The 5,766-nt window shown below is 27.9% G+C and carries 6 protein-coding genes; 1 reads left to right on the top strand and 5 read right to left on the bottom strand.

Going from position 1 to position 5,766, the window contains the following annotated elements:
• Positions 1-664 precede the first annotated feature (664 nt).
• The 3 genes from I6E31_12255 to I6E31_12245 are packed head-to-tail and all read right to left on the bottom strand — an operon-like array spanning position 665 to position 3,068.
• The gene (locus I6E31_12255; GenBank protein ID MCF2640732.1) at positions 665-1,051 is read right to left on the bottom strand and encodes a hypothetical protein; all 387 of its coding nucleotides are present in this window, start codon (positions 1,049-1,051) and stop codon (positions 665-667) included.
• A gap of 57 nt (positions 1,052-1,108) precedes the next feature.
• The gene (locus tag I6E31_12250) at positions 1,109-2,419 is read right to left on the bottom strand and encodes a HAMP domain-containing histidine kinase (protein MCF2640731.1); all 1,311 of its coding nucleotides are present in this window, start codon (positions 2,417-2,419) and stop codon (positions 1,109-1,111) included.
• Positions 2,403-3,068, bottom strand: coding sequence for a response regulator transcription factor (locus tag I6E31_12245; protein ID MCF2640730.1), 666 nt, complete (start codon positions 3,066-3,068; stop codon positions 2,403-2,405). Before I6E31_12245 ends, I6E31_12250 begins: the two co-directional genes overlap by 17 nt.
• Positions 3,069-3,160: 92 nt before the next feature.
• Between I6E31_12245 and I6E31_12240 the strand changes: the two genes are divergently transcribed.
• A complete protein-coding gene (locus I6E31_12240; protein ID MCF2640729.1) occupies positions 3,161-3,811 on the top strand; it encodes a Crp/Fnr family transcriptional regulator in 651 nt (216 codons plus the stop codon).
• Between the two features lie 43 nt (positions 3,812-3,854).
• Here I6E31_12240 and I6E31_12235 read toward each other — a convergent pair whose 3' ends face one another.
• Positions 3,855-4,094: a hypothetical protein gene (locus I6E31_12235; protein MCF2640728.1), complete on the bottom strand. Its 240-nt coding sequence runs from the start codon at positions 4,092-4,094 to the stop codon at positions 3,855-3,857.
• Positions 4,095-4,181: 87 nt separating this feature from the next.
• Positions 4,182-5,453, bottom strand: coding sequence for a dicarboxylate/amino acid:cation symporter (locus I6E31_12230; protein ID MCF2640727.1), 1,272 nt, complete (start codon positions 5,451-5,453; stop codon positions 4,182-4,184).
• Positions 5,454-5,766 lie beyond the last annotated feature (313 nt).

Here is a 5,766-nt window from a genome sequence, read left to right as displayed (position 1 = left end):
AGCTAGGTTCTCTAATATATCGTTAGTTTTACAGCAAAGTACCTTTGCATTAGCGATTATTAGTCAATTTTAGTTATCTCTATTTCTTTTAAATATCAGCTAAATTCCATGTCAAAGAATAAAGAGAGAGTAAAACTCATCTGACTAAAATTCCGAAACTCGACTTCGTCTTCAAACACGTCGGAATTTTTAGCGTCAGATTTCGTAACTCTCCTTTCATTGATGTTTACAGGACTCCGATAAATCTTCGCCTGTATCTCAAAAGTAATAGTCGTTTGCACTCCTTTACTTTTGGAAATTCCATTTTAGCTGATATTTGATAAAGTGACGATTTAAAAAAAATATTATCCCTAACATCAAGTTGACGTAATTTGGAAGGGAATATTAGAAGCCCTCAGCGAAATGTAGTTAAGAAAATGCAACGTGTTTGAGCGAGCTTGCGAGTGAGTTTTGCATTTTCAACGGAATGAGCCGTAGGGATTCTTTATTCACTGACATGGAGTCAAATTGATGTTAAAAATTATAAGTTTTGTTAATGTTAAGATTCACAGAAACTTCGTTTCTGCGTCTCAAAAGTAGTAGTCGTTTACACTCCTCTACTTTTGGAAATTATAGTTTAATAAAAAATCAGTACCTATAAATTTATAGGTACTGATCAATCTAATTAATTATTTTTTTGTAATTGTTGTTCAATATTTTTTCTAGCTTCAAATCTGCTTTTCATATTAACTGTTCTTTCTTTTGCTTGTTCAGTTGCAATTTCAGTATTTATTCTTTCAATTTTTTTCCAATCTGGAGTCTCTTTTATTAACTCTTTTCTAATTTCTAATCTTTTTTCATCAATTACAAGTCTTACTCTTTCAGCTTCTGGATTTCTTCTCTTTTGAGTTTTTGGTGCAACCTTTGGTCTATTTTGATCAACTACACAATTATAATGTTGTGGTGCTCCACATGGTGCATAGTTACAATTATTATTATGATGATGTCCTCTAGCAAAAGATGTAGCTCCTACTACAAATAACATCATTCCTATTAATGCCATTTTTTTCATACTCTATCCCTCCGTTATATTTTATCTTTCTCTTTGTAATAAAATAATAACACAGTTTTATGACCTGAATATGTCAAAAAAGACTTTAAACTTTTTATCCTCTATTATTATTGCAAAATCTATTTTATTCAATTCCATTATCTTCTTTACTATTGATAATCCCAATCCATTCCCATCAATCTTCTCTTCCTTTGCGTTCTCTCCCCTTGTAAAAGGCTCACATAGATTATCTGTATTGTCTAAGTTGCCTTTTATGTCATTTTCAACAACTATTTTATTTTCCTCTCTATATACCCTTATAATTTCATTATTGGGAGAGTATTTTAAAGCATTATGAACTATATTATCAATAGCTATTTTAAAGATTTTCTCATCACAATTTATCAATATGTCTAAAATATCTATATCCCATTCAATATCTTTTTCAAGCTCCAAAATCTCATATTTCTCTATACTTTCTTTTAAAATTTTATTAAAACTTACATCTTTCATATTTAATTTAATTCCTGGCGAAGAAAGTCTAGAAATTGTTAATAAATTCCCTACTAAATCATTCATATAGGCACTCTCTTTAAGTATAACCTTATAATATTTCCTTTGCTCCTGTTCCTCTTTTACTATTCCATTAACAAGAGCTTGAGCATGGGTACTTATAACCGTTATAGGAGTTCTAAGTTCATGTGAAGCATTCGAAGCAAAAGATTTTAAATTTTCAATTGAAATATTTAGATTATTAGACATAATATCTATACTTTTACTTAACTCCTCTATCTCATCCCCTGTATGAATATCTGCTTTTTCTGAAAAATCTAATACAGATATTTTTTTTGTAATACTATTTAGCCTTTCAATATTTGCTGTAATTTTTTTAGAAAATATTCTTCCTACTATCATGCTTATCAGCACTGAAACAATTGTTGTCAATATATTAAAAATACTCATCTCATGTTTATGAGAGTTCATAACTGATAAAGAGGTTCTCAATATTAAATTTCTTCCATCAGGAAGTTTTTCATTATAAATTAAAAGCTTTATCTTAGCCTTTGTCACAGTTGCTATATTAAACCCTTCCTTTATATTTTCTTCCTCTTTTCTTCTCATATGTTTGTTTCGTTCTTTTAATATAGATATATCTATTCCCTCTTTATCTCTCAGATCTTCTTTGTACTCTTCTAACTCATCTCTACGTCTTTCAACAACTAATATTTTAGTTTTTTCTGCAACTTTCAACATATTTTCTTTCTTTCTATAAAGATAAAACTCATCTAAAAAGAATATATTTAAAATATAACCAATTAAAACTGTAAAAATTACTATTGCCACTGAAAATATAAAGATCTTTTGAAAAAAATTAATTTTTAATTTCATCAAATATATATCCCATTCCTCTCACTGTTTTAATCATATCACTATAAGCTCCCAATTTCTTTCTAACTCTCTTAACCAAAGTATCTACTACTCTATCATCACCTTCAAAATCAAAGCCCCATACATCATTTAAAAGTTGCTCTCTACTAAATATAATCCCTTTGTTCTTTATAATATACTCTAAAAACTGTATCTCTCTCCTTGTAAGCTCTATATCTTTATCATCTATTTTCAACTCTCCACTTTTAAAATCAAAATAAACCCCATCTATTTTATAACTGCTTTTCTCATCTATTTTTAATATTTTCTTTACTTTTACTATTAACACTTTTAAGCTAAAAGGCTTTGTTATATAGTCATCTGCCCCAATATTTAATCCTTTTAACTCATCTATCTCTGAATCCCTAGCAGTCATCATTATAATAGGAATATTTGATTGTTTTCTCACTTCACTACAAACTTCCCAACCATTTTTCTTCGGCATATTTATATCTAATAAAATAAGATCTGGATTTTTTTCATAAAATTTTTCTATCCCATCTTCTCCATCTTCTGCACAAAATACTTGAAAATTTTCCTTTTCAAATGTATCCTTTAAAACTTTTATTAAATCTATTTCATCTTCTATAATCAATATTTTTTTCTTCATTGCTCCTCCTTTTTTTATATTATAGCAAATTTATTTTAAGTTGTATCTATGTTATAATATATAAAATATTTCAAATTTATGGGGGTTAAAAAATGCTAGAACTCTATTTTTCTCAAAATTTTCCATTTTGGAATAAGTTATCATCAAAAGAAAAAAATCTATTACTTAATAATAGTGAAATTTTAAAATACAAAAAAAATGAGATAATACACGATTCTACCGAGTGTACTGGTGTTCTCTTAGTAATAAAAGGGCAATTGAGAGTATATATTCTCTCTGAAGAGGGTAAGGAGATTACTTTATATAGATTAAATGAAAATGAAGTATGTATTTTATCAGCTTCTTGTATTCTTAAAAATATAACTTTTAGTATCTATGTAGATGCTATAACAGATGTTGAAATTATAAAAATATCTGCCTCTGCTTTTAAAGAGATAAAAAATAGTAATATAGCTGTTGAGGCTTTTACTACTGATATTATCAACAAAAGTTTTTCTGAAACAATGTGGGCTATGGAACAAATTCTTTTTATGAGTTTTGATAAGAGATTGGCTAGATATCTTTTTGAGCAAGATAGTGATACTATTAATCTTACTCATGAAGATATAGCTAAGGATGTAAATAGTGCTAGAGAAGTTGTTTCTCGTATGTTAAAATATTTCCAAAATGAAGGGATTATCTCTCTTTCAAGAGGAAGTATAACAATTTTAAATCGTGATAAATTAAAAAAGATTTTTTCTTAAACAAAAAGGGAGCTATTGATTTTTTTCAATAACTCCCTACTTTTTAATCTAATTCCTCTTCAACTAAAAGATTCATCTCATGCCAATCATAATATTCTACCATCTTAAATGGAATAGTATTATTCTTATAAGCCAAAGCTATAATCTCATCACTATCAAGTTTATATACTACTTGATGCTCCTCATAATCATCATGAATCATATCTTGATACTCTTTATATTTCCCATTCTCTTTTAGTTCTTTTATTATTTTTTCTATCTCTATATTTGATAACTTTTCCATTTTATCTCCAATCTATAAACTTAATCTTGAGTTTTTTGCTCAACTTATTTATATCATACTTTTATAAAGTTATCAATCTTTTTTATTCTAAATTTTTGCAGCTACCTTTCCTTGAACTTTTTCTTCTGCATTTTCTGCTCTCTTTTCAATTCTATCTATAATTACTGAACAAACAAGGTCTCCAGTAATATTAACTGTTGTTCTTCCCATATCAACTATTCTGTCTACTGCTAATATCATTCCAATTCCTTCTAATGGAAGTCCTACTTGAGATAATACCATTGATAACATTATTGTTCCAACTCCTGGTACACCTGCTGTTCCTATTGATGCTAAAACAGATGTTAATACAACCATGAAATAGTCATTTGTAGTTAAGTTGATATTGTATAATTGAGCTATAAATACAGTTGCAACTCCTTGCATTATTGCTGTTCCGTCCATATTTATTGTAGCTCCTAATGGAATTGTAAATGAAGATACTTTTTCTTCTACATTAAACTCTTCTTTTAAAGTTTTTAAGGATAGTGGAATACATGCTGCACTACTTGAAGTTGAAAATGCTAATGTCATTGGACCAAGTATTTTCTTTAAAAATGCTATTGGACTCTCTTTTGCATAGATACGAAGTAGTATTTGATATACTACAAGTCCATGGAATAGAAGTAGTATATATGTAACTATTATAAATGATGCTAGAGGTTTCATTGCTGCCCAACCAAGTGTAATAAATGTTTTACCAATCAATCCAAAGATTCCAAGTGGAGCAAGTTCCATTATTAAGCTTACCATTTTTAGCATTAAGCTATTAACTTCTTCAAATATTCCTTGTAATCTCTTTGCCTTTTCTCCAAGGATAGTGATAACAAAACCTGTCATAACTGCAAAGAATATAACTTGTAACATTTCACCTTTTACCAATGCTTCAATTGGATTTGTAGGAATTATATTTAATAAAACTTTTACAAATGAATCTGTTTCTTTTGCAACATATTGTGCCTTTTGAACATTTTCAAGAACTATTCCTGCTCCTGGTTTTAAAATATTAGCTCCTACTATTGCTGCTATTATCCCTATAGCAGTTGTTCCCATAAAAAATGCTAATGTCTTTATTCCAATTCTTCCCAATTTTTTTACATCATTCATTGCTGCTGTTCCAGTTACAAGTGATGCAAAAACTAATGGAACTATAATCATCTTTACAAGTCTTAAAAATCCTTGTCCTAAAAACTCAAATAATCCACTGACAATATATTTACTTACAATAGGGTTTTCCTTCATTGGATACAAAAGTGCTCCAACTATTATCCCTGATATCAAACCTATAAATACCTTGTGAATCAATTTTAAATTTTTCATGTTTTCCTCCTCCAAGTAAAGTGGTACTCCTTAGTTATATAAATAGCTAAATTCAAATACTACTCTTCTCTCTATATTATTTTATTTTTTATATTAATTTATTTGCTATCTATTTTCTTTTCACCCACTCAGAGGCTTAAATACTCCATTTGCAACTTAAAAATATCTTTATAATTTTGTTTCTCTCATTTCTTACTAATGAATTTTAGTACAATCTTTTATTTTTGTCAATAACTTTTTAAAAATTTTTTAATTATTTTTTATTTTTTTAAAAAATATATTTCATTTTATAAAAAATAAAAAAATACTACAC

This window comes from Fusobacterium varium (assembly GCA_021531615.1).
Classification (GTDB): Bacteria; Fusobacteriota; Fusobacteriia; order Fusobacteriales; family Fusobacteriaceae; genus Fusobacterium_A; species Fusobacterium_A varium_C.
Note: the sequence above shows the minus strand (reverse complement) of the source record. Positions and strands in the feature narration are given on the sequence as shown.

Coding starts and splice junctions, on each gene's coding strand:
- I6E31_12250 (MCF2640731.1), bottom strand. CDS start 2,419: ATGAAATTAAAAATTAATTTTTTTCAAAAGATCTTTATATTTTCAGTG.
- I6E31_12255 (MCF2640732.1), bottom strand. CDS start 1,051: ATGAAAAAAATGGCATTAATAGGAATGATGTTATTTGTAGTAGGAGCT.
- I6E31_12240 (MCF2640729.1), top strand. CDS start 3,161: ATGCTAGAACTCTATTTTTCTCAAAATTTTCCATTTTGGAATAAGTTA.
- I6E31_12245 (MCF2640730.1), bottom strand. CDS start 3,068: ATGAAGAAAAAAATATTGATTATAGAAGATGAAATAGATTTAATAAAA.
- I6E31_12235 (MCF2640728.1), bottom strand. CDS start 4,094: ATGGAAAAGTTATCAAATATAGAGATAGAAAAAATAATAAAAGAACTA.
- I6E31_12230 (MCF2640727.1), bottom strand. CDS start 5,453: ATGAAAAATTTAAAATTGATTCACAAGGTATTTATAGGTTTGATATCA.